The 21,015-nt window shown below is 71.7% G+C and carries 23 protein-coding genes and 1 tRNA gene; 10 read left to right on the top strand and 14 right to left on the bottom strand.

Annotated elements, in window-relative coordinates:
• Positions 1 to 2 precede the first annotated feature (2 nt).
• Together EXE44_RS03570 and EXE44_RS03565 are read right to left on the bottom strand one after the other, a co-directional pair.
• Entirely contained in the window at positions 3 to 266 is a 264-nt protein-coding gene (locus tag EXE44_RS03570; protein WP_137715988.1) for a hypothetical protein, read from the bottom strand.
• Positions 263 to 604 carry a hypothetical protein gene (locus EXE44_RS03565; protein ID WP_137715987.1) on the bottom strand — a complete coding sequence of 114 codons (342 nt, stop codon included), beginning with the start codon at positions 602 to 604 and terminating at the stop codon, positions 263 to 265. Before EXE44_RS03565 ends, EXE44_RS03570 begins: the two co-directional genes overlap by 4 nt.
• 304 nt (positions 605 to 908) lie before the next feature.
• Here EXE44_RS03565 and thiL point away from each other — a divergent pair, with 304 nt between their 5' ends.
• Positions 909 to 1,823 (top strand): thiamine-phosphate kinase, encoded by a 915-nt coding sequence (thiL, locus tag EXE44_RS03560; protein ID WP_137715986.1) that lies wholly within the window; start codon positions 909 to 911, stop codon positions 1,821 to 1,823.
• A 366-nt stretch (positions 1,824 to 2,189) separates the two neighbouring features.
• On the opposite strand, the gene EXE44_RS03555 is transcribed toward thiL, so the two are convergent.
• Together EXE44_RS03555 and gpmI are read right to left on the bottom strand one after the other, a co-directional pair.
• Positions 2,190 to 3,332: a thiolase family protein gene (locus tag EXE44_RS03555; RefSeq protein WP_137715985.1), complete on the bottom strand. Its 1,143-nt coding sequence runs from the start codon at positions 3,330 to 3,332 to the stop codon at positions 2,190 to 2,192.
• Positions 3,333 to 3,431: 99 nt separating this feature from the next.
• The gene (gpmI, locus tag EXE44_RS03550; RefSeq protein WP_137715984.1) at positions 3,432 to 4,949 is read right to left on the bottom strand and encodes a 2,3-bisphosphoglycerate-independent phosphoglycerate mutase; all 1,518 of its coding nucleotides are present in this window, start codon (positions 4,947 to 4,949) and stop codon (positions 3,432 to 3,434) included.
• Between the two features lie 149 nt (positions 4,950 to 5,098).
• Between gpmI and EXE44_RS03545 the strand changes: the two genes are divergently transcribed.
• From EXE44_RS03545 to EXE44_RS03530, 4 genes are all read left to right on the top strand, one after another.
• Positions 5,099 to 5,758: an ArsR family transcriptional regulator gene (locus EXE44_RS03545; protein ID WP_137715983.1), complete on the top strand. Its 660-nt coding sequence runs from the start codon at positions 5,099 to 5,101 to the stop codon at positions 5,756 to 5,758.
• 149 nt (positions 5,759 to 5,907) lie between these two features.
• Positions 5,908 to 6,828 carry a DMT family transporter gene (locus tag EXE44_RS03540; RefSeq protein ID WP_137715982.1) on the top strand — a complete coding sequence of 307 codons (921 nt, stop codon included), beginning with the start codon at positions 5,908 to 5,910 and terminating at the stop codon, positions 6,826 to 6,828.
• A 130-nt stretch (positions 6,829 to 6,958) separates the two neighbouring features.
• Positions 6,959 to 7,552 (top strand): GNAT family N-acetyltransferase, encoded by a 594-nt coding sequence (locus EXE44_RS03535; protein ID WP_137715981.1) that lies wholly within the window; start codon positions 6,959 to 6,961, stop codon positions 7,550 to 7,552.
• A 106-nt stretch (positions 7,553 to 7,658) separates the two neighbouring features.
• Positions 7,659 to 8,252 carry a transporter gene (locus EXE44_RS03530; RefSeq protein ID WP_137715980.1) on the top strand — a complete coding sequence of 198 codons (594 nt, stop codon included), beginning with the start codon at positions 7,659 to 7,661 and terminating at the stop codon, positions 8,250 to 8,252.
• 44 nt (positions 8,253 to 8,296) lie between these two features.
• Here the strand turns inward: EXE44_RS03530 and EXE44_RS03525 are convergent, their stop codons facing one another.
• On the bottom strand, positions 8,297 to 8,749 hold the full coding sequence (locus tag EXE44_RS03525) for an RNA-binding domain-containing protein (protein WP_053772703.1): 453 nt from the start codon (positions 8,747 to 8,749) through the stop codon (positions 8,297 to 8,299).
• Positions 8,746 to 9,360: an AAA family ATPase gene (locus EXE44_RS03520; RefSeq protein ID WP_137715979.1), complete on the bottom strand. Its 615-nt coding sequence runs from the start codon at positions 9,358 to 9,360 to the stop codon at positions 8,746 to 8,748. The genes EXE44_RS03525 and EXE44_RS03520 overlap by 4 nt, the downstream gene beginning before the upstream one ends.
• Positions 9,361 to 9,461: 101 nt before the next feature.
• On the opposite strand from EXE44_RS03520, the gene EXE44_RS03515 reads away from it, so the two are divergent.
• Positions 9,462 to 9,536: transfer RNA gene (locus tag EXE44_RS03515), tRNA-Arg, on the top strand.
• Between the two features lie 98 nt (positions 9,537 to 9,634).
• The gene (locus tag EXE44_RS03510; protein ID WP_137715978.1) at positions 9,635 to 10,027 is read left to right on the top strand and encodes a DUF1648 domain-containing protein; all 393 of its coding nucleotides are present in this window, start codon (positions 9,635 to 9,637) and stop codon (positions 10,025 to 10,027) included.
• Positions 10,028 to 10,072: 45 nt separating this feature from the next.
• Here the strand turns inward: EXE44_RS03510 and moaA are convergent, their stop codons facing one another.
• The 7 genes from moaA to EXE44_RS03475 all read right to left on the bottom strand — a co-directional run bounded on the left by moaA (position 10,073) and on the right by EXE44_RS03475 (position 16,580).
• Positions 10,073 to 11,077, bottom strand: coding sequence for a GTP 3',8-cyclase MoaA (moaA, locus tag EXE44_RS03505; protein WP_137715977.1), 1,005 nt, complete (start codon positions 11,075 to 11,077; stop codon positions 10,073 to 10,075).
• Positions 11,078 to 11,192: 115 nt separating this feature from the next.
• On the bottom strand, positions 11,193 to 11,960 hold the full coding sequence (locus tag EXE44_RS03500) for an MBL fold metallo-hydrolase (protein WP_137715976.1): 768 nt from the start codon (positions 11,958 to 11,960) through the stop codon (positions 11,193 to 11,195).
• Positions 11,961 to 12,041: 81 nt separating this feature from the next.
• Entirely contained in the window at positions 12,042 to 12,467 is a 426-nt protein-coding gene (locus EXE44_RS03495) for a universal stress protein (RefSeq protein WP_121563996.1), read from the bottom strand.
• A gap of 87 nt (positions 12,468 to 12,554) precedes the next feature.
• Positions 12,555 to 13,112: a diadenylate cyclase gene (locus EXE44_RS03490; protein WP_137715975.1), complete on the bottom strand. Its 558-nt coding sequence runs from the start codon at positions 13,110 to 13,112 to the stop codon at positions 12,555 to 12,557.
• Positions 13,113 to 13,252: 140 nt separating this feature from the next.
• Positions 13,253 to 14,143, bottom strand: coding sequence for a bisanhydrobacterioruberin hydratase (gene cruF / locus EXE44_RS03485; RefSeq protein WP_137715974.1), 891 nt, complete (start codon positions 14,141 to 14,143; stop codon positions 13,253 to 13,255).
• Positions 14,140 to 15,081: a prenyltransferase gene (locus EXE44_RS03480; RefSeq protein WP_137715973.1), complete on the bottom strand. Its 942-nt coding sequence runs from the start codon at positions 15,079 to 15,081 to the stop codon at positions 14,140 to 14,142. Before EXE44_RS03480 ends, cruF begins: the two co-directional genes overlap by 4 nt.
• Positions 15,078 to 16,580 carry an NAD(P)/FAD-dependent oxidoreductase gene (locus EXE44_RS03475; protein WP_137715972.1) on the bottom strand — a complete coding sequence of 501 codons (1,503 nt, stop codon included), beginning with the start codon at positions 16,578 to 16,580 and terminating at the stop codon, positions 15,078 to 15,080. The genes EXE44_RS03480 and EXE44_RS03475 overlap by 4 nt, the downstream gene beginning before the upstream one ends.
• A gap of 90 nt (positions 16,581 to 16,670) precedes the next feature.
• On the opposite strand from EXE44_RS03475, the gene EXE44_RS03470 reads away from it, so the two are divergent.
• Both EXE44_RS03470 and EXE44_RS03465 read left to right on the top strand, forming a co-directional pair.
• Positions 16,671 to 17,420 carry an SDR family oxidoreductase gene (locus tag EXE44_RS03470; protein WP_137715971.1) on the top strand — a complete coding sequence of 250 codons (750 nt, stop codon included), beginning with the start codon at positions 16,671 to 16,673 and terminating at the stop codon, positions 17,418 to 17,420.
• Between the two features lie 504 nt (positions 17,421 to 17,924).
• Positions 17,925 to 18,776 carry an NAD(P)-dependent oxidoreductase gene (locus tag EXE44_RS03465; RefSeq protein ID WP_137715970.1) on the top strand — a complete coding sequence of 284 codons (852 nt, stop codon included), beginning with the start codon at positions 17,925 to 17,927 and terminating at the stop codon, positions 18,774 to 18,776.
• Between the two features lie 39 nt (positions 18,777 to 18,815).
• Here EXE44_RS03465 and thiE read toward each other — a convergent pair whose 3' ends face one another.
• The gene (gene thiE / locus EXE44_RS03460) at positions 18,816 to 19,448 is read right to left on the bottom strand and encodes a thiamine phosphate synthase (RefSeq protein ID WP_137715969.1); all 633 of its coding nucleotides are present in this window, start codon (positions 19,446 to 19,448) and stop codon (positions 18,816 to 18,818) included.
• 115 nt (positions 19,449 to 19,563) lie between these two features.
• Here thiE and EXE44_RS03455 point away from each other — a divergent pair, with 115 nt between their 5' ends.
• Positions 19,564 to 21,015 (top strand): MATE family efflux transporter, encoded by a 1,452-nt coding sequence (locus EXE44_RS03455; protein WP_137715968.1) that lies wholly within the window; start codon positions 19,564 to 19,566, stop codon positions 21,013 to 21,015.

Here is a 21,015-nt window from a genome sequence, read left to right as displayed (position 1 = left end):
GGTTACTGCGTGGGGTCGTCGGCTGCGGTGCGGTTCGTCGTCGCCCGTCGCTCGCCGGCGCGGCGGCCGTCGGTCGGGCGTCCGGCGGTTGCGGCGCGTCGGTCGCCGCGACGCTCGCCGTCGCCGCGAGCGCTCGGCGCGAGGGTCGTGGGGTCGGGTCGGGGGCCGTCGCCGGTCCCGGCCATCGGGACGGCGCGGCGGAACGAGCCCTCGGCGGGCGATCCGGTCGAGCGGTCCCGGGACTGGCGCGCGGCGTTCGCCGTCATCGCGACCCCCCGTCCGTCCGCGTCCGCGAGGCGGGACGTAGGTCGGGGACGAGCGGCGCGTCGCGCTCGTCGTCCGTCGGCGGGCGAGTCGGCCCGCGGGTCTCGGTCGCCGGCGTCGAACCGGGCGACCGCGTTCCGGTGGCTCGCCTGGTCGTGATCGTCGGGACCAGCGGCGCGCCGGCCTCCTCGGTGATCGGGGTGCGGCCGGGGATGGTCCGGGGAGAAGTTGTCGTCGTACTCGACTCCGTCCGGCGATCGGTACGGGTCGTCGAGTCCGCGTCGGTCGTGCCGTCGGTGCGTCGGGTCGTGTCGTCGGGCGTGTCGTTAGGTGTCGTCATCGGGTCGTGTGGGCGGTTGGGGCGGTCGTATGGTGATCGACTCGGTGCGTCGGGTCGCTGCGTGTCCGTGTACGGATACTGCCATTGCGACTAGGACGACTCGAGAGGGAGTAATAAACATAATGATTGATAATGATAATATTCGTTATGTTGTTTTACCCGATTAAATGTTCCATGACAACACGACCCACAGACGCGGCGAACGGCCCGACCGCACGGCCCTCGGCGCCGGCGCCGAGCGGCGGTCGGCGGTCCCGCCGCCCGGACCGATCGCTTATTGCCCTCGCCGCGCCGAGCGTCGGTAGTGAACGAACGCGACGCCCTCCGGGCCCTCGCGGCCGACCTCCCGCACGCGGGCGACGACGCCGCCGTCGTCGACGGAACGGTCATCACGACGGACATGCTCCACGAGCGGACCGACTTCCCGCCCGGGACGACGCGCTACACCGCCGGCTGGCGCGCCGTCGGCGCGTCGCTGTCGGACGTGGCCGCGACCGGCGCGAGGGCGCGCGCGGCGGTCGCCGTCTACGCCGACGAGGCGTTCGACCGGGACGACCTCGAGGCGTTCGTCGCCGGCGCGGTCGACGTCTGCGAGGCGGTCGACGCCGAGTACGTCGGCGGCGACCTCGACGAGCACGTCGAGTTCACGACGGCGACCACCGCGGTCGGCGACGTGACCGAGGCCGGAGCCGTCACCAGGTCGGGGGCGCGGCCAGGCGACGCGCTCTGCGTCACCGGCGAGTGGGGGCGGTCCGCGGCCGCGCTGCGCCTGTTCGAAGAGGGGGACGACGCGGCGGTCGAGCGCGCCAACGAGCTGTTCCGGTTCACGCCGCGGGTCGCTGACGGGGTCGCGCTGGCCGAGAGCGCGACCGCGATGATGGACTCCTCGGACGGCCTGGCGCGGTCGTGCCACCAGCTCGCCGAGGCGAGCGGGGTCGGGATCGAAATCGAGCGGGACGCGGTCCCGGTCCATCCCGCGGTCGAGGAGGTGGCCGAGGGGTCGGCGGAGCGGTTCGAACTCGCCGCGCACTTCGGCGAGGACTTCGAGCTGCTCTGTGCGATGCCGGACGAGGAGTTCGAGGCGGCCGCGGAGGCGTGCCCGGCCGGCCTGACGCGGATCGGACGCGTGGTCGACAAGCCGAGCGACGACGAGGGGCCGCGCGTCACGGCCGACGGCGACCCGCTACCCGACCGCGGCTTCACGCACGGCGACGAGTAAGCGATGGACGACAGGAGCGGATCAGCGACCGACACGGACACCTCCGAAGCCCCGGCCGTGAGGCGTGCGCACGCTCGCTGCGGTCCTCACTCGGTCGCTCACTTCGTTCGCTTCCTCGTTGCGGTCCTTGCGTCACCTGCGCACGCCTCACGGCCGCCCCTTCGAGTCCCGCCCGCACCGCACAGCACCGCACCTCACGCCTCCCCAGCCTCGTCGCTCGCTGCTCGCGGTTTCACCGCTCGCAGTCGAGGTGCTCGCTTCGCTCGCACCTCGCACCGCTCGCGACTCCCTCGCGGGCTGGCTCGCGGCCGCCGGGGGCGGCCGCTCGCAGGCGCGCCGCGGCGGAAAATTCGTCTCGTGGGTCGCCTACCGGATGAACTCGATCGCGGCGCCCTGCCCGAAGCCGACGCAGAGCGTGGCGAGGCCGCGCTCGGCGTCGCGCTTCTGCATCTCGTGGAGCAGCGTGACGGGGAGTCGCGCGCCCGAGGCGCCGAGCGGATGGCCGAGCGCGATGGCGCCGCCGTTGACGTTGTAGATCTCTTCGTCGATACCGAGCTCGCGCCGCGCGTACTCGCACTGCGAGGCGAACGCCTCGTTGAGTTCGACTAGGTCGTAGTCGTCGATGTCCGTGCCGGCGCGTTCGAGCAGGCCGCGGGTGGCGGGCACCGGGCCGATCCCCATCACCGTGGGGTCGACGCCGGCGACCGCGTTCGTGCCGACCTCGGCGAGCACGTCGAGCCCGTGTTCCTCGGCGAAGGCCCTGCTCGTGACGACCGTGAGCGACGCGCCGTCGGAGATCTGCGAGGAGTTCCCGGCGGTGACGCTGCCGTCGCCGGTGAACGCCGGCGGCAGGTCGGCGAGCTTCTCGGCGGTGGTGTCCGGGCGGATGCCCTCGTCCTCATCGACGAGCCCGTCCTCGGTCTCGACGGGGACGATCTCGTCGTCGAAGCGGCCGGACTCGGTCGCCTCCGCGGCGCGCTGGTGGCTGCGGGCGGCGTACTCGTCTTGCGCCTCGCGGCTCACGTCGTACTCCTCGGCGACCTTCTCGGCGGTCATCCCCATCTGGAGCTGGAAGAGGTTGTACCGCTCCGAGAGCTCGGGGTGGAGGTGCTGGTAGGAGTCGCCGTCCATCGGGACGCGGCTCATGTTCTCGACGCCGCCGGCGATGATGCAGTCGCGGTTGCCCGCGGCGATCGCGTCCGACGCCGAGATGACCGCCTGCATCGAGGAGGCGCACCAGCGGTTGATCGTGGTGGCGGGCACCGACTCGCCCAGCTCCGAGAGGAGGGCGATGACGCGCGCGACGTTGTTGTCCTGCTCGGTCCGCTGCTGGGCGACCCCCCACATCAGGTCGTCGACGTGGTCGCTGGTCAGCCCCGTCTCCGCGAGCGCGTGGTCGATGAGCGTCGTCGAGAGGTCCTCGCTGCGGACGTCCTCGTAGACGCCGCCGTCTTTCCCCTGCGGCGTTCGGTACGCGGCCGCGATCACGGGCGTGGTCTCGTCTGTCATGAAAGATAACAGGACAGACGCCGTATTAAAACGCCGTGGAACGGGCGGGAATCGCTCCGAAGTTTATCGTTTATTCAGTCGGCGGTCGCGGGCGCCGGGTCACTCCGTGAGAAGGCTCTCGCCGGTCATCTCCGCGGGCCGCTCGCGGTCCATCAGGTCGAGGAGCGTCGGCGCGATGTCGCAGAGCGAGCCGTCCTCGCGGACCCGCCTCCCGCCGTCGTCGCCGTCGGGCGTCAGGTAGACGAACGGGACCGGATTGTACGTGTGCGCGGTGTGCGGGTCGTCGGCCGTGCCCATGTCGTCGGCGTTGCCGTGGTCGGCGGTGACAACCGCGTGCGCGCCGGCGTCGGCGACCGCGTCGAGCAGCCGGTCGAGCTGTTCGTCGACGGCCTCGACGGCCTCGACCGCCGCGTCGAAGTCGCCGGTGTGACCGACCATGTCCGGGTTCGCGTAGTTGAGGACGAGCAGGTCAGGGTCCTCCGAGGCGATCGTCTCGACGGCCTCGTCGGTCACCTCGGGGGCGGACATCTCGGGCTGACGGTCGTAGGTGGGCACGTCCGGGCTCTCCACGATGGTGCGGATCTCGCCCGGGAACTCCACCTCGCGGCCGCCGTTGAGGAAGTAGGTGACGTGGGGGTACTTCTCCGACTCCGCGATCCGGAGCTGGGTCCCGCCGGCGTCGGCGACGACCTCCCCGATGGTGTTCTCGGGGATCTGCGGCGGGAACGCGACCGGGAACTCGAACGTCTCGTCGTACTCGGTCATCGTCGTCATGCGGACGTCGGGCTGATCGAGGTCGAACTCCCACGCCGGCCGGGTGCCGGTGAGCATCCGGACCAGCTGCCGCGCGCGGTCCGCGCGGAAGTTGAAGAACACCACCGCGTCCCCGTCTTCGAGGGCTGGCTCGCCGGCGACGAGCGTCGGCTCGACGAACTCGTCCGTCTCGCCGCGGGCGTGGGCCTCACGGGCGGCAGCGACGGCGCTCTCGGCCTCGTGAGCCGCCTCGCGCGAGACGATCGCGTCGTATGCCTTCCTCGTGCGCTCCCAGTTCTCGTCGCGGTCCATCGCGTGGTACCGCCCCGTCACGGTCGCGACGTGGCCGGTCCCGCGCTCGTCTGCCTTCGCGGTCACGTCGGCGAGGAACTCGTCGGCGATCTCCGGGGCGGTATCGCGCCCGTCGGTGAACGCATGCGTCGTTGCGGGGACACCCGCGTCGGCCGCCGCGTCGATCAGCGCGAGCAGGTGCTCCACGTCGGAGTGGACGCCGCCGTCGGAGACCAGTCCCATGAAGTGGACCCGGCCGCCGGTCGAGTCGGCGTGGTCGAGCGCGTCCGCGATCGCGTCGTTGTCCGCGAGCGACCCCTCGGCAAGCGCGTCCGTGATCCGCGTGTACGCCTGCTTCACCACCCGCCCGGCGCCGATGTTGAGGTGGCCGACCTCCGAGTTGCCCATCTGTCCCTCGGGGAGCCCCACGCGCCGCCCGTGGACGACGAGGCGGCCGTCCGCCCCGCGGTCCGTCGCCGCGTCGAACGTCGGCGTGTCGGCCGCCTTCACGGCGTCGCGGCGGTCGTGGTCGCCGAGCCCCCAGCCGTCGAGGATGACGAGTGCCGTCTCCATACTCCCGCGTGCCGCCCGCGGGGTAACTACCCTTCGGTGGGCGGCGTCTCGCCGCGCTCCCGGCGGGGCCGCTCTATCGGTCGATCCGCGCCCCGACAGCCCGTCGCCGGAAGCCAACCTTTTATCGGCTCGACGCTAACCACACGTTAATGGACTCCGCGGTACTGCTCGATCTCCTCGGTAACGAGAACCGCCGGCGTATCCTCCGGCTTCTCGCGACCAAGCCCTGCTACGTCACGGAGATCTCGGAGTACCTCGACGTGAGCCCGAAGGCGGTGATCGACCACCTGCGGAAGCTGGAGGAGGCCGGCGTCGTCGAGTCGACGACGGACGACCAGCGGCGGAAGTACTTCCGGATCGCGCGCAGCCTCCGCCTGGAGGTGAGCGTCTCGCCGTACGGGTTCGGGGCGAAGAGCGCGTACCCGGCGAAGAACAGCCTCGACATGTCGGGGCGCTGTCCCCATCTCTCGATCGAGGCGCCGGACGGGTCGGGCGCGACCGGCGACCTCGCGGAGCTCGCCGAGGAGTTCGCGCGCCTCCAGGACCTCGACCGCGAGCTCTCCCTCGCCCAGCGGTGGGTCCAGGGCCGCGTGGAAGACGCCCTCGCAGAGATCGACGAGCGGCTCGGCGGGCAGGCCGACAGCCGCTTCTTCGCGGCCGTCATCGCCGCGGTGGTCGAGACCGACGGCACCCCCGCGGCGGTGGCGGACGAGGTCGGCGCACAGGAGTCGACGGTCGAGAGCGCCCTCCGACGGCTCTCCGACGTGGGCGTCATCGCCCGCGACGCCGACGGGTATCGAGTCCGCTGACGGTCGGCCGTCCCCCGAGCCTCGGCGGCCGCGTCGCGCTCGCCCCCGAGTCGCGCTCACCACCGAGTCGCGCTCGACCCCCGGTCGTCCGAGCCAGCGAACCGGGCCGCTTTCGGAAGCTTTTGGCCCGACCCGGGAAGAGGGCCGACGTGAGCCGTCTCAGAAACCTCTCGCTGTTCCTCGTCCTCGCCGCCGTCTGGGGCTCGGCGTTCGTCGCGATCAAGGCGGGGCTGACGTACTTCCCGCCGGTGCTGTTCGCGGCGTTCCGGTACGACGTGGCGGGGGTCGTGATGCTCGCGTACGCCGCGTACGCGGTCGACGACCCCGTCCCGCGCGGCCGGGACGCGTGGCTGGAGGTCGCCTCCGGCGCCGTGTTCATCATCGCCGCCTACCACTCCTTCCTGTTCGTCGGCGAGACGGACCCGGCGGTGACGAGCGCCGTCGCGGCCGTCATCGTCAGCCTCTCGCCGCTTTTGACAACCGTCTTCGCCCGCGCCTTCCTGCCCGCGGAGCGGCTGACCGCCGTCGGAGCGATCGGCCTCGCGATCGGACTGGTCGGCGCGGTCATCCTCGCGAACCCCGACCCCGCGAACCTGACGGGGGGCGGCACGGTCGCGAAGCTGCTCGTCCTGCTCGCGGCCGCCTCCTTCGCGCTCGGCTCCGTGCTCTCCCGGGCCTCCGAGGCCGACATCGCAATCGAGACGATGGAGGCGTGGTCGATGCTGCTCGGCGCGGGGCTCACCCACGTCGTCTCGGTCGCGCTCGGCGAGTCGGTCGCCGACGCGGTCTGGACGACGGAGTCGCTGCTCGCGCTCGCGTACCTCTCGGTCGTCGCCAGCGGCGCCGGCTTCCTCATCTACTTCGACCTGCTCGACCGGCTGGGACCGATCGAGATCAACCTCGTCTCTTACGTCGCGCCGGTGTTCGCGGCCGTCGTCGGGTGGCTCGTCCTCGACGAGGGGATCACCGCCACGACGGTCGCCGGCTTCCTCGTCATCTGCGTCGGCTTCGCGCTGGTGAAACGCGACGCGATCCGCGAAGAGCTGCGGGCCGCCGGCGTGACCGGCTGAGCGGTTCGCCGACGTTCGCGACGCCCGATCGCCGGCCGAATCGTCGTGGGGTCGTCGCCGGATCGACGGGTGTGACACGCCCTCTCGCGCCCCCGACAGGATTTATTCGGACAGCGACGAGTCGTCTGACATGTTCCCCGAGGTAATCGAGACGGACCGACTCCGCTTGGAGGCGCGGCGCCCCGAGACCGTCGACCTCGACGAGTGCTACCGGATCTGTTCGTCGGACCCCGGCATCGACGAGGTGACCGAGCACGTCACGTGGGACCCCCACGAGACGAAGCGGGAGACGCTGGAGTTCCTCGAACGCGGCCGCGAGCGGTTCGAGGACGGCGAGGCCGCGAGCTACGTGATCCGCCCCCGGGAAGGCGAGGACGGCGCCGGCGAGATCGCCGGCTTCGGCGGCTTCGGCGTCGACTGGAAGACGCGGACGGCGAACCTCGGCACGTGGCTCCGCAAGCGGTTCTGGGGCCGCGGCTACTCCGGCGAGCGCGCCGCCGCGCTCGTCGAGGTGGCGTTCGACGACCTCGACCTGGAGGTCGTCGCCGTGAGCCACCACCCCGACAACGAGCAGTCGCGGCGCGCCATCGAGAAGTACGTCGACCGGCTCGGCGGCCGCCGCGAGGGGCGGCTCCGGAACCACCTGACGTTCGCCGACGGCAGCGTCCACGACGAGGTCCGGTACACCATCTCGCAGGCCGAGTGGCGAGAGGCGACCGCCTGATCGCCCGGGAAACCCTCCGAGCACGTCGCTCGGCCGGATAGCCGTCAAATTTCGCCTCCGTTCCGACCCAACAAACACTTACGGGACCCGAAACGATACCGGGCGCATGTCTCCGTCACCGCCCGGTGGGACGACCGGTTCGAGTCCGAGCACGGCCCGAGAGGCGATCGGCGGCGCGGTCGCGGGCGCCGCCGCCTACCTCCTCGGCTACCTGTCCGTATACCTCACGCAGAGCGGTCGGATCGAGGAGGGGCTGTCGGGGCTCAACTTCCTCGCCGAGCTGTTCGGGAACGGCCCCATCTCGGCGTGGCAGGTGTCGGGCTGGATGTTCTACAACGCACACTTCGTCGAGACCGTCTTCCCCGCGCTGTTCGGCGGCACCCAGTCCCGGAACCTCCTGATGGAGGCCGAGGGCGCCGGGTTCCTGTTCGTCGTCCCGCCGCTCCTGCTGCTCGTCGGCGGGCTCGTCGCGGGCCGGGTCGCCGAGGCAGATAGCCCCCTCGCCGGCGCCCGCTCGGGGGCGCTCGTCGCGGCCGGCTACCTCCCGCTCGCGCTGATCGGGGCCTTCCTGTTCCGGTACGCCGTCGGGGACGGAGGCGTGGCGCCGGACATCGTCACCGCCGTCCTCCTCGCCGGCGCCGTCTACCCCGCCGCCTTCGGCGCGCTCGGCGGCGCGGGCTCGTCGCTCCTGAGTAACTGAGTCGAACTGCGGACGCGTTCCCTTCGGGTTCGCCCGCTCCGGGGTCAGTACGCCTCGTCCTCGGGGTCGAAGCGGTCGCCGTACTCGCGGACGGGGTCGACGGGCTGTCCCTCGTCTGTCTCGGGCGCGACGTAGTCGATGAACGACTCCACGTCCGGCTCGCGGACGCGCACCTCCACGTCGATCTCGCCCAGCTCGTCCGGCTCGCCGACCGCGAAGTTGACGACGCCTTCGAGCGCCGCCTGCTTCTTCAGCGAGAAGGCGAACCCCTCGTCGGTGCGGTTCTGCCGGAAGACGCGGCGGGCGGTGTCGAGGATCTCCTGCTCGTGGAGCACGTCGGAGAAGGCGTCGAGGCTGTGCGTCTCGGCGACGAGCCGCCCGTCCTCGTGGGCCGGCTCGGCGTCCGGGAAGACGTTCGCGACCGCGTCCGCGACCCGGTCGGTCACCTCGGTGTCGTGGACCGGCGCCTCGATCCGGACGTCGACGCTGTAGATCACGCGCCGTCACCCCCGGCCTCGGCCGCCTCGGCGCCGCCGTCGGAGCGGTCGGCCGCTTCGCCGTCGGTGCCCAGCACCTCGCGGACGCGCTCGCGGAACGCCGCGAGGCTGTCGGTGTTGTCGATCTCCACGTCGGCTCGTTCGAGCGTCTCGCCGAGCCCGAGGTCGATCTCGCGGGCGTCGCGCTCGCGCAGCGCCGAGAGGTCGGCGTCGGAGTCGTCGCGGCCGCGCTCGCCCAGCCGCTCGGCGCGGAGCTCGAACGGCGCCCGGATCGCGACGAGAGTGAAGTCGTCGCCGAACGCCTCGCGGAAGCGCTCCAGTTCGACGGTCGAGCGGAGCCCGTCGACCAGGACCGTCTCGTCGCGGTCGCTCTCGGCCGCCGCCTCCCGGATCCGCGGGAGCGTCCGGGCGGCGATCGCGTCGTCGCCCTCCTCCTCGCGGAGCGCCTGCGCGATCCGCCCGTGGTGCTGCGCCGGGTCGAGGTCGCGGCGGCGGCACTCGGCGCGGATCACGTCGCCCATGACGACGACGGGGATGCCGGCCGCCTCGGCCACGTTCGCCGCCTCTCCCTTCCCGCTGCCGGGGAGGCCAACGGTTCCGATGACGTTCATTACCGGCGGCTACTCCGCTCGCGGACTTAGGTCTGCTGTTGGCCCGCCGACGGCGCGAACCGCGGGCGTTTTTTAGACACGGGGGATCAGGAGACGATAGGGGGCACGTAGCTCAGCCAGGATAGAGCGTCGGACTTCTAATCCGATGGCCGTGGGTTCGAATCCCACCGTGCTCGTGAAATTGCTGAACGGAATCAAGCGCGCCGAGTGACGGAACGCGGCGTTCGTTTCGCGCGAATAACGTATTTATTCGGGGCCGCCGTCGCCTGTTCACATGGTCCCTCCAGCAAGGCTCCTCGCCCGTCAGAAGACGGTCGCCGGCCTCGTCGTCGTCGCGCTGTTGGCGCTCGGGGGAGCTCTGTACGGCGCGCTCCCGGACCAAATGGCGATCCACTGGAACGCCGCCGGCGAGGCAGACAACGTCGTGGGGAAGCCGGTCGGGGTCCTGATGATGCCCGCGATCGTCGTGTTCATGAGCGTGCTGTTCGAGGTGACCGGCGCCGACGTCGGCGAGCGCATCGTCGGCTCTCTGGCGATGCTCCTGCTGTTCGTCGTACAACTGCTGGTGTTCGGGGTCAATCTCGGCTACGACGTGCCGGTCGTCCCGATCGCGCTCGCGCTGGCGGGCGGGCTGGTGGCCGTTGCCGTCTGGTTCGAAATGCGGTAGGCCGGAACGCGTGACGGGCCGCCGGCCGGAGCGCGGGCCCTCGTCTCAGTCCGCCGCGGGCGGCGTCCCGAGGTACTTCTCGTTCAGTTCGTACTCGCCGTCCTCGCCCTCCACGAGGTACTCGCCGTAGTAGGGCACGCGGTTCGCCACGACCGCCTCGAAGGTCTCCGCGATCTCCTCGCGGGTCATCTCGCCCATCGACCGGAGGTCGTCGTTGCGGTTGAGACACCCCTTCAGGTACCCCTCGTGGGTGACGCGGACGCGCCCGCAGTTGGCACAGAAGTCCTCGTTCTCGACGGGGTCGACGATCTCGACCATCCCGCCCGTCGCGTCGTCGCTCGCCTCGCCGACGAAGTAGCGCTTCCGGTCGTGCATCTCGCGGTGCTCGACGCGGTCCGCCTTCTCGGCGAGCCAGTCGTGGACGCGCCCGATGTCGACGTTCCACTCGGGCTTGCCGGTCAGCTCCGGCATGTACTGGATGAGCTGGAGCTGGAGCCCCTCGTTGTCGGCGACGTGCTCGACCATCTCCTCGACGTAGCCCGCGGTGTGCGTGAACACGACCATGTTGAGCTTCACGGGGTCGAGCCCGGCGTCGACGGCGGCCTTGACCCCCTCCAAGACCTTCTCGTAGGCGCCCGACTTGGTCACTTCCGCGAAGTCGTCGGGGTCGAGCGCGTCCTGCGAGACGTTGACGCGGTCGAGCCCGGCGGCCTTCAGGTCCGCCGCGCGCCCGGGGAGGAAGGTGCCGTTCGTCGTCATCGAGACCTCCATCGAGTCGGGCGTGCGCTCGATGATCTCCTCGAGGTCTTGGCGGAGCATCGGCTCGCCGCCGGTGAACTTCACGGCGTCGACGCCGTACCCCTCGACGACCTCCAGGAAGCGGACCACGTCGTCGGCGCTCATCTCCGACTCGCTCGGCTCCATCGGCCCGCGCGTGTCGCCTAACCCCTCGTTGTGACAGTAGACGCAGTCGAAGTTACACCGGTCGGTGAGCGAGATCCGCACCCCCGTCACCTCCCGTCCGAAGTCGTCCGCGAGTGGGCCGGCCATGAGAGACGGGAGCCACTACGCGCGCTTAAATATCCGGGTCGAACGTGCGGGTGCGTAACACTCAGCGGTTACGTCGCGCCCGCGACGCCGCCGACCGCCGGTTACTATTCCGGCCTCAAAGCGACACGCGCAGGCCGTCCGCCGCGACCCGCACCTCGCCGTCGAACCCCGCGTCGCGGACGCCCTCTGCCATCTCGCGCTCGCGGCCGCCGGTGTGCGGGTAGAGGTGCGAGAGGAGGAGCGTCCCGACTTCCGCGCCCGCGAGCGACTCCCCGAGGCTCGTCGGCGTCGGGTGGTTCGACACGTCCACGTCGTCCGGGAACGAGGCGTCGTGGACGAGGCAGTCGGCGCCGTCCGCGAACCGCGCCATCCCCGCGAACGCCTCGGTGTCGCCCGAGAGCGCGAGGGGGCCCTCGCCTGGCGCGGCGTCCGAACTCGGCGGCGAGAAGCGGTAGGCGAACCCGTCCATCGAGTGGCGCGTCTCGCGGGCGGTCACGTCGAACCCGCCGGCAGTGAACGACCGCGACGCGGACACCTCCCGGACGGCGAGGTCGATCCGGCCGTCGAGGTAGTCGTGGACGTCGAGCAGGTCGTCGACGAGCGACTTCGTGCCCGCGGGGCCGACGACCTCGAGGTGCTCCTCGCCGGCGAGCCAGCGCGCCTTCACGAGCGGGAGGAGGTCCGCGACGTGGTCGAGGTGGTGGTGCGTGAGGAGGACCGTCGAGGCACCCTCGTAGCCGGTGTCGGTGCCGGCGAGGCGCCCGAGGACGCCGCTGCCGCAGTCGACGAGCAGCGAGCGGTCGCCGTCGTCGAGGAGGTATCCGGCCTGGGCGCGGTCGGGGACCGGCATCGCGCTGCCGGACCCGAGCACGGTGAGTTCCATGCCGACCGGTCGCGGCGCCACCCACCTAACTGGCTCGGACGGGCGCCGAGCGGCCGCGGTCGGTCGCGGTCGGCCGAGGGGTCACTTGATCAGGAACACGGGCACCGACGCGTCGTCGGCCACGCGGTCGGAGACGCTGCCGAGGGACTGGATCCGCTCGCGGGGAGACTTCCCCTCCGGGCTCATCACGATCACGTCGATCCCTGCCTCGTCGGCGTAGTCGACGATCTCCGTGTCCGGCGTCCCGTACGCGACGTGGGTCTCGGCGTCCAGGCCGGCCTCCGCGGCCGCCTCGGCGACCGCGTCGACCGCGGCCTCGCCCTGCGACTCGAGGTCCTCGACCACGTCGTCGTGGAGGTCGCCGGAGTTGGCGGCCGCGATCCGCTGGTCGACGACGTACAGCGCGTGGAGCGTCGCGCCGTGGTCGGTGGCGAGTCGGATCGCGTGGTCGAGCGCGCGGTCGACGGCGTCGCTCCCGTCGGTCGGCACGAGAATGTCGTCGTACATGCGTCGCCGTTCGCCCGGCCGGGGCTTAACGGTGGGGCCTCAGTGTCGCCGTCCGGGATCGCGCCGCGGTCGAGGGGCCGCGACGCGCTACTCGCCGCGCCAGCGGCCGCCGATCTCCTCGCGTCGCATGCTGTTCGCCTTGCCGTCGCGGAACACGCTGACGCGGCCGGTCTCCTCGCTCAGCGTCACGGTCGCGACGACCTCCGGGCGCACGGAGGTCTCGATGGCGCTCATGTGGCGCGACCCCATCCACGGCTCGTAGCTCACGTCGTCGACGAGGTCGGCCTCCTCGTCGCGGGTGCCGAGGTCGCGGAACCGGACCATCTGCCCCTCGATCTCGCCGTCGACCGCGACCACCACGCCGCCGTCCTGCGCGACGCTCACCGACTCGGCGGCGGACGCGAGCGCGTCCTCTTCGAAGACGGACGGACAGGTGTCCCGCGGCCAGCGGTTGTCGCCCATCGGGTCCGCGTACGCCCCGTAGTCGCTGTCGCCGATGACGGCGAAGTAGAGCCCCGGTCCCTTCACGTGGGGCTCGTCCCACCCGTCGAAGGCGACGCCGACGTGCTCGGCGCAGTAGGTGAGTCGGTCGACGACCTCGCACACCCGCCCGTGGTCGCCGTAGTCGATGGCGAGGTCGTTCATCGCGTTCGAGCCCCTCGGTTCCGTCGTCCGCCGCTGTTGCCGCCGTCGATCACGCTCTATCAGACGGGTCACCGGTATTTAAGCGCAACAGAGTCGGCCCGGGACGGCTCGCGACCCGGGCCCGCGGCGACGCCGGCCGTTCACGACCCGCGCCACTGGGTGAACAGCCGCGTGTCGAACCGGTCGGCGCGGAGGAGGCCGACGCCGAACGCGGCCGCGACCGCCGCCGGCAGGAGGTTCCCGAACCAGAGGTTGATTCCGCCCCAGAGGATCACGAAGCTCACCATGTCGTCGAGCATGAACTCGCAGTCGCGGAGCCGCTCGCGGACGCCGACCGCCGCGAAGGCGCGGTCGAGCGTGACGACGGCGACGACCGCCGACAGCACCCACCCGGCGTAGTTCGAGAGCGGGACGCCGTAGAACGCGCCGCCGCCGAAGTCCCAAAAGCCGAGCGACACCGCGCCGGGGTCCAAGACCACGTCCATCGCGACGACGACGGGGATCACCGTCGCCAGCCGGACCCACACGCTGTCGGCGCGCGGGCCGAGCAGGAGCAGGCAGAGCAGGTAGGCGTTGGTCACGAGCGGGATGAAGAAGACGGGGAGCGCGACCGGGACGCCGGCGAGCATCGGGCCGAGGTCGACCGTGTACGCGAACTCGCCGTACGGCCACCCGGTCGCGACGCCGACCGACTCGATGAGGTACGTGTACGCGGTCAGGACGCCGATCCAGCCGAGCGCGCGGCGGTCGATCGTCGGCAGCACGCCGACGACCAGCGGCGAGCGCATCACGATCACGCCGAACAGGACGAACCACGGGTGGAAGGCGTACGGCTCCGGTACCCACCCCTCGGCGCTGCCGACGAGCGCTATCGCCCCCACGAGCGGGAAGACGACCGCGATGGTGAACCGGTTCTCGCGGACGAGGCGGTCGAGCAGCGCCTCGGCCTCGCGGCGCGTGTCCGGCGCGCGCTCGCGGAGCGCGTCGAGTCCGGCGGCGGTCGAGGTCCCGCCGGGCGAGCCGTCGGTCACGGCAGCGCCTCCCAGAGCGGGTACACCCGCCAGAGGCCGCCCATCGACAGCAGCGTGCCGACGACGGTGTTCAGCGCCGGGAACCACCAGTAGGCGCGGTCGACGGAGACCGACGAGCGCGCGACCCACGCGACGAAGACGGGGTACACGCCGAGGAGGGCGCCGAGCCGGGCGTCGACGGCCCAGAACCCGGCGGCCGCGGCGGTCCACGCCGCGAAGCAGTAGGCGTACGTGCGCCCCTCGCCGAGCAGCGTCGCGGTCGTGTCGATCCCCGCCGCGCGGTCCGGTTCGATGTCGGGGATGGCGGAGAACGTGTGCATCCCCATCGTCCAGAGCCACGCGCCGGCGAGCGCCGCCAGCGGCGGGTGCGCCCCCGCGACCGTCGCGTACGCCGCCGCGCCCGGGAGCGCGTACAGGCCGTTCGACAGCGAGTCTAAGAACGGCGTCGTCTTGAAGCGGACGGGCGGCGCGCTGTAGCCGACGGCCAAGACGAGGAAGCCGAGCAGGTACGGCCACGCGACCCGGGGCGTGACCGCGAGCGTCGCGAGCCCCAGCGCGCCCGACGCGACGACCGCGGCGACCACGGGCCGGCTCCCCCGCCAGCGCGCCTCGCGGCCCTCCTTCTTCGGGTTCAGCTCGTCGATGTCGGCGTCGAACACGTCGTTGACGCCGTAGAGGAACACGTTCGCGGGGACGAGGAAGTAGAGGGCGAGCGCGACGGTGACGGGGGTGAACAGCCCGCTCACGGCGTCGATACCGTAGGTGACGCCGACCGCGACGGGGCCGGCGAGGTACAGCCAGAAGCGCGGCCGAGACAGCACCAGCAGGTAGCGGAGCCCCTCGCCGCCGCCCCCGGCGGCCCGGGACTGCTCGTCCTCGACGGACCGGGACTGGCCCTCTCCGGCGGATCGGTTCTGGTCGCTCACGGCGGGGATCACACGTCGTCGTCGGCCATCGCTTCCGCGGTCAGCCCCCCGCTGATGAGGCACATCGGGACGCCGATGCCGGGCGTCGTCGTCGACCCCGTGAAGTAGAGCCCGTCGACCGCGTCCGAGACGTGCGGCGGGCGCAGCAGCGAGGTCTGCGTGAGCGTGTGCGCCAGGCCGAGCGCGCTGCCCGCGTAGCTGTTGTACCGGTCCGCGAAGTCGTCGACGGAGAACGTCTCCTCGACGACGACGCGCCCGCGCAGGTCGGTGCCGGTGTTCTCCGCGATGTCGTCGATGACGAGGTCGCGGTAGCGGTTGCGGATCTCCGGGGTGTCGGCCAGCCCGGGCGCGATCGGCACGAGCGCGAAGAGGTTGCTGTGGCCATCCGGCGCGACGGTGTCGTCCGTCTTGGAGGGGACACAGAGGTAGTAGGCGGGGTCGTCGGGCCACTCGGGGTCGTCGAAGATCTGCGCGAAGTGCTCGTCCCAGTCGGTCGGCAGGACGAGCGTGTGGTGTTCGAGGTCCGGCACGTCGCCCTCGACGCCGAGGTACAGCAGGAACGCGGAGGGGGCGTACGTCCGGGACTCCCAGTACTCCTCGGTGTACTGGCGCTTGTGCTCCGGCAGCAGCTCCTGTTCGGTGTGCGCGTAGTCGGCGTCGGAGACGACGCGGTCGGCGAGGTAGCGCTCGCCGCCCGCGGTGTCGACCGCGAACGCGCCGTACCGGCCCTCGATGCCCGTCACCTCGGCGTCGGTGACGAACTCGACGCCGAGGTCGTCGGCGAGCTCGACGATGCCGTCGACGACGGCGCCGATCCCGCCGTCGGGGTAGTAGACGCCCATGTTGTAGTCGACGTGGCTCATCAGGTTGTACAGCGCCGGCGTGTTCGTCGGCGAGCCGCCGAGGAACACGAGCGTGTACTGCATCAGCTGCTGGAGCTTCGGGTGGTCGAAGTAGTCCTCGACGTGGCCCTGCATCTTGCCCAAAAGCGAGAGCCCCCACGAGTAGCGCAGCACGTCGGTGTCCACGTAGTCGCGCAGCCGCGGGCGGTCCTCGTACACGAAGTGCTCCATCCCGATCTCGTAGGTCCGCTCGGACTCGGCCAGGTACTCGTCGAACGCCTCGCCGGCGCCCGGCTCGTACGACTCGAATATCTCCTTGTTCTTCTCGCGGTCCGGCAGCACGTCGACCTTGTCTCCGTCCTTCCAGAACACGCGGTAGTGCGGGTCAAGCCGCTCCAGCTCGTAGAACTCGTCGGGCGACCGGCCGAAGTGGCCGAAGAACCGCTCGAAGACGTCCGGCATCAGGTACCACGACGGCCCCATGTCGAACCGGAAGCCGTCGACTTCGAGCCGGCTGGCCCGGCCGCCGAGCTGCTCGTTCTTCTCCAGCAGCGTGACGTCCGCGCCAGCGTCCGCGAGGTAGCAGGCCGTCGAGAGGCCGCCGAATCCGCCGCCGATCACGACGACGGACTCGCCGGCGACGCCGTCGATGTCCGGGACCACGTCCATGCGGAAACGTAGGGGCGGAACCGGTATAAATACCGGCCAGATGCGTCGAGTGGATACCACTAAGTCGCCGACGCGCGTACCCGTGTTCACATGGATCTGACGGTCGCGATCACCGGGGCAACGAGCGGGATCGGACGAGCCGTCGCCGAGGCGTTCGTCGACGAGGGGGCGTTCGTCGCCGTCTCCGGGCGCGACGGCGAGGCCGTCGATCGGACCGTCGCGGCGCTGAACGGCGAGGGCGACGACGCGGACGAGGAGACCGACGCCGACGACGGGAGCGACACCGACGCCGAGCGCGGCGCCGCGTGGGGCGACCGCGTCGACGTGCGCGACGAGTTCGACCTCGAACGCTTCTTCGAGCGGACCGCCCGCGAGGCCGGCCCGATCGACGTGGTGTTCGCGAACGCCGGCGTGTTCCACGGCGCGCCGGGCGAGCGGCCGACGACCGAGGTCACCTACGCCGACTACGACGACACGATGCGGACGAACGCGCGCGGCGTGTTCGCGACGATATCCGAGGCGGTCCCCCACCTGGCCGACGGCGCGCGCGTCGTCGTCCCGTCGGGCGCGGTCGCGGCCGAGTCGAAGCCCGGGATGGGCGCGTACGCGGTGTCGAAGGCGGCCGCCGAGGCGGTCGCGCGCGGCTTCGCCGCCGACCTCGACGCGACCGTCGGCGTCGTCGACCCCGGCCTCGTCGCCACCGACCTCACGGGCAAGGAGCGCGCCCGCGACCCCGAGAGCGTCGCGCCGCTGTTCGTCTGGGCCGCCACCGAGGCGCCCGCCGAGGACCTGAACGGCGGGCGGCTGGGGCTGCGGGAGTGGAAGTCCGCGACGCGATAAGATCGACTCGACCTCGGATCGGCGACGAACGGGAGTGATACTCCGACAGTTCGGCCGTACATCCTCGTCAGCACACTGAACACCTCCAAAGCCCCAGCCGCGAGGGCTCGGTGCGCTCGCTGTCGTTCGAAAGGCGCCCCGCGCCTTTCGTGATGACGAGAGAGCGAAGCTCTCTCGAACCACGCTCCTCACTCAGTCGCTTCGCTCCCTCGTTGCGGTGCTTACGTCACGCGCCGCCGCCCTCGCGACTGCCCCTTTGATTCCCGCCCCGCACGGCACCGCACCTCACGCCTCCCCAGCCTCGTCAGTCGCCGTCGCTTCGCTCCGGCGACTGACTCCCTCGCGCGTGCTGACTCGCGGCCTGTCGGCCGTTCGCAGGCACGCGCCACCGCATCGTTCGTTTATAAGTAATCGTCGCCACCGCTCGTCGGCTTTTAGATATTGCCTCGTCGATCCCGCGAATCGACCACCGAGAATTATCCCCCGGCCGGTCGAACGGGCGGTATGCCACTCGCGGACCCCGACCTCTCGGGATCGACAGCGTTCATCACCGGGACGACTCGCGGCATCGGCAAGCAGATCGCGCTCGCGCTCGCCGACCAAGGCTGTAACGTCGTCTCGACGGGCAAGACGACCGACGAAGACGACTCCGAGCTGGAGGGGTCGATCGAGCAGACGGCCCGCGAGGTGCGCGAGCGCGGGCCGGAGGCGCTCGCGCTCGAACTGAACCTCCGCGACGAGGAGCGTGTCGACGAGGTCGTCGAAGCGGCGATCGACCGCTTCGGCGAGGTCGACATCGTGATCAACAACGCCAGCGCGATCCAGCTGGCGAACGTCGCCGACCTGCCGGCCGACCGCTTCGACCTCCTGACCGACGTGAACGTCCGCGGGACCCACCTCGTCGCGCACGCGTTCGCCGACCACCTCGCGGGGCTCGACGAGGCGTGGCTCCTGACGAACGCGCCGCCGGTCACGACCGACCGCTCGCCGGGCAAGGCGCCGTACGCGTGGTCGAAGCTCGGGATGTCGTTCGTCACGCTCTCGCTCGCCGAGGAGCTCGGAAGCGACGACGTGGGCTGTAACACCTTCTGGCCGGTGACGACAATCGACACCCGGGCGACGCGCTACTTCGGGCTCGGGACCGAGGACGACTGGCGGACCCCCGAGGTCGTCTCCGACGCGGTCCTCGAGATCCTCGCCCGCGACCCGGCCGAGTGTACGGGGCACAGCTTCTACGACGAGGAACTGCTCCGCGAGGCGGGCGTCACCGACTTCTCGGCGTACAACCTCACCGAGGGCGACCCGGCGCCGATGTCGGCGCGGCTGTTCGCCCCCGAGTTCGAGCGCGACTGGTGACCGCGCCGGTGCGGTCGGCGCCACGCCGGCGGGGCCGAGTCACCCCGTCACCGCCTCGCGCAGCGCCGCGGTCGCCGCCGCCGGGTCCTCGGCGGCGGTGATCGCCGACAGCGCCGCGACGCCGGTCGCGCCCGCCTCGACCACGGGCGCCGCGTTGTCGGCGTCGATCCCGCCGATCCCGAAGACGGGGACGTCGACCGCCTCGGCGACCGCGCCGATCCGCTCGGTGCCGATCCCGTCCCGGTCGCCGGAGACGTCCTTCGAGTCGGTGCCGTAGACGGCGCCGACGCCGAGGTAGTCCGCGCCAGCGGCCTCGGCCGCCTCGGCCTGTTCGACCGTCGAGGCCGAGACGCCGACGACGGCGTCCTCCCCCAGCCGCTCGCGGGCGACCGCGACCGGGAGGTCCGTCTGCCCGAGGTGGACGCCGTCGGCGTCGACGGCGGCGGCGAGGTCGATCCGGTCGTTGACGATCAGCGGCACCCCGGCCTCCGCGGTCAGTTCGCGGAGCCGAAGCCCCGTCTCGTAGCGCTCCCGCGCGCTCGTCGCCTTGTCGCGGAGCTGGACGACGTCGAGCCCGCCGTCGAGCGCGGCCGCGACCACCTCGGGGGTCGTGCGTTCCCCGGAGCGGCTCGCCGCCGTGACGAGGTACGTCCGCCACTCGCTGATATTCACGTGTGGTACAGTCCGGTGGTCGCGTCAAAACGGTTGCGCTCCGACCGCGGCCCCGCGGCTCGGTCGCGGGCCGTGACGGACAGACACAAGCCGGCGCGACCCGTACGGGAGTCCAATGCTATCCCGGCTCCGGAACGGTGCCACGCGCGTCGCCGAGGCGGTCGCGGGCGCGCTCGACCGGGCCGGCGTCATCGACCGGTCGCGGCTGGACGAGACGATGGGGCTGGCGTGGCCCCGGATCGTGACAGGGTTCGCGATCATGTCGAAGAACACCGTGGACCTGGCGGTGATCGGGTACGCGGTCGGGGTGTCCGCGGTCGCGGGCATGGGGTTCGCGTTCGCGTACTGGCAGCTCGCGAAGTTCGTCTCCATCGGGCTCGCGGGCGGCACCGTCTCGCTCGTCTCGCAGAACTACGGCGGCGACGAGCGCGGTCGCGCCGGCCTCGTCGTCAAGCAGTCGCTGATCGTGGCCGCGCTGCTGGTCGCGCCCATCGTCGCGGGGTACGTCCTCGGCGCGGAGCGGCTGATCGCGCTCGTGGGCGGCGACGGCGCCGCGCTGTCGGCCGGGACGACCTACCTCGCGGTCACGGCGCCCGCGCTCGCCTTCGAGTTCTTCAACATGATCGCCAGCCGGACGTACGCCGGCGTCGGCGACACCCGCACCCCGATGGTCGCGCGCGCCGGCGGCGCGATACTGAACGTCGTCCTCACGGTCTGGTTCGTCCTCGGGGCCGGGCTGGGCGTGTTCGGCGCGGGGCTCGGCACCGCGGTCTCCATCGCAGCCGTCGGGCTCGTCCTCGCGTGGGGAATGACCGGGCGGTCGTACCTCGGCCGCGGCGCCTCCCCGGTCCCGGTCGGGCGCTCGGGGCCGTGGTTCGACGCCGGGCTGACGCGCCAGCTGCTCCGGGTCTCCGCGCCCCTGATCGCGCGCCGCGTCGCCGAGGGGGTCGTCGTCTTCCCGCTCCTGTGGGTCGCGTCGTCGTTCGGCCAGGCGACCGTCGCCGCCCTGGAGGTCGGGCGCCGCGTCAGGGCGCTGCTCGGCAGCTTCAGCTGGGGATTCTCCATCGCCGCGAGCACGCTCGTCGGCCAGCGGCTCGGCGCCGGCGAGGAGGCGCTCGCCACGGCGTACGGCCGCGACGTGATCTCCCTGTCGGCGGTCGTCTACGTCCTCGCGTCGGCCGCGGTGATCGCCGCCGCGACGCCGATCGCCGGCGTGTTCGTCGACGACCCGGCCGCGGTGAGCGCCACCGCCGCGTTCGTCGTCGCCGCCGCGGTGAGCGCGGTGCCGCTCGGCGTGGACGGCTCGATAACGGGGTCGCTGCGCGGCGCGGGCGACACGCGCTGGCCCTTCCTCGCGTCGATGGTCGGCCTGTACGCGTTCGCGCTCCCGGTCGCGCTGGTCGGCCTCGTCACGCCGCTCGGCGTCGGCGGGCTCTACGCGGCGCTGGTGGCGGAGAAGCTGGTGCCGGCCGGACTGAACGGCTACCGGTTCCGCTCGAACCGCTGGCAGGCGGTCAGCCGGCAGTACCGGCCCGACGCGGGCGAAGCGGAAGAGGAGGTCGGGTGA

The sequence above is a fragment of the Halorubrum sp. SS7 genome (assembly GCF_005435055.1).
In the GTDB taxonomy this organism is placed as follows: domain Archaea; phylum Halobacteriota; class Halobacteria; order Halobacteriales; family Haloferacaceae; genus Halorubrum; species Halorubrum salinarum.
The sequence above is the reverse complement of the archived record's forward strand: the minus strand, read 5'-3'. Positions and strand labels throughout refer to the sequence as shown.